This is a genomic window from Alcanivorax sp. 24, from assembly GCF_004360225.1.
GTDB classification, from domain to species: Bacteria; Pseudomonadota; Gammaproteobacteria; order Pseudomonadales; family Alcanivoracaceae; genus Alloalcanivorax; species Alloalcanivorax xiamenensis.
Genome location: NZ_SNUA01000036.1, coordinates 1 through 1,319, shown reverse-complemented (window position 1 = coordinate 1,319; position 1,319 = coordinate 1). Strand labels below are relative to the sequence as shown.

General features: G+C 56.1%; 1 protein-coding gene. It reads left to right on the top strand.

Going from position 1 to position 1,319, the window contains the following annotated elements; translation table 11 throughout:
- The first annotated feature begins 80 nt into the window (after window positions 1-80).
- A protein-coding gene (locus tag E0L37_RS21145; protein WP_133493616.1) for an IS3 family transposase occupies window positions 81-1,288 on the top strand; the annotation gives its coding sequence in 2 pieces (ribosomal slippage) (window positions 81-408 and window positions 408-1,288; 1,209 coding nt in all).
- The last annotated feature ends 31 nt before the right edge of the window (window positions 1,289-1,319 follow it).

Genomic DNA, 1,319 nt, shown 5'->3' with positions numbered 1-1,319 from the left:
TGTAGTAGCCCCCATTTAAACCGGACACCTTGGTAGAAGCAAAGGCCTAGGCATAGACCTAGTGCAAAGGAGTGTCCAAGGTGGAGAGAATCGAAGTCATAACCGGAGTACAGCGCCGTCGACGGTACTCAGCCCAAGAGAAGGCATTTCTGGTGGCGGAGTGTGAGCAGCCTGGCATGTCAGTATCGCTTGTCGCCCGGCGTCATGGTATATCAGCAAGTCTACTGTTCCGTTGGAAGAAGCTGATGAAAGACGGTGGCATGTCCGCGATTGAAGCAGGTGATGAGGTTGTCAGCGCATCCGAGATGAAAGCCCTAAACAAGAAGGTTCGGGAGCTGGAGCGGATGTTGGGCCGCAAGACGATGGAAGCTGAAATACTCCGGGAAGCCCTGGAGGTGGCTCAGTCAAAAAAGTTGATCTCGCGCATGCCGTTGCTGCCACCGGACGATACCCTCTAAAGCGGGTTGCAGAAGCGCTAAAGGTATCGCGCTCCAATCTGTTGGATCGTCTTCATGGTCGCCAGAAAGGCCGAAGCCCGAGATACAGCAAACAGGACGACGATCGGCATTTGCCAGTTATCCGAGAGCTGTGCGATGCCCGTGCTGCCAACGGCTATCGAAGGATCACGGCTCGACTGAATCGGTTGCTCGCAGCCAACGATGAGCGAGTAAACCACAAGCGCGTGTACCGACTGATGAAGCAGGATGGGCTGCTGTTACCCCGGTATACAGGGCGACCTCAAGAGCGCTGCCACAATGGCCAGGTCATTACGTTGAAGCCGGACCTTCGCTGGTGCTCAGACGGCTTTGAGATCCGCTGCTGGAACAAAGAGGTTGTCCGTGTAGCCTTCAGCCTGGACTGCTGTGACCGCGAACTGATGCGCTATGTGGCGACCACCGGTGGTATCACCGCTGAGATGGTTCAGGACTTGCTGTTGGAAAGCCTGGAATACCGCTTTGGCCAGTCAGAGCGCGTGCCGCACCCGCTGGAATGGCTGACGGACAATGGCAGCTGCTACATTGCTAAAGAAACGAGGGCCTTTGCGTCCTCTTTGGGCTTTGTGGTGTGCACCACACCCGTGAGAAGCCCTCAGAGTAATGGCATGGCTGAGGCCTTCGTGAAGACGTTCAAGCGGGACTATGTGTACCTGAACGATCTCCCTGATGCCGCCACGGTGATGGCCAGGCTGCCGGAATGGATCGAAGACTATAATCGCAGCCACCCGCACAAGGGGCTGAAAATGAAATCACCCTGGGAGTACCGGGCGGAACTGGCATCAAACGAATGAGGTGGTGTCCGGTTTAGCGGGGGCAACTACA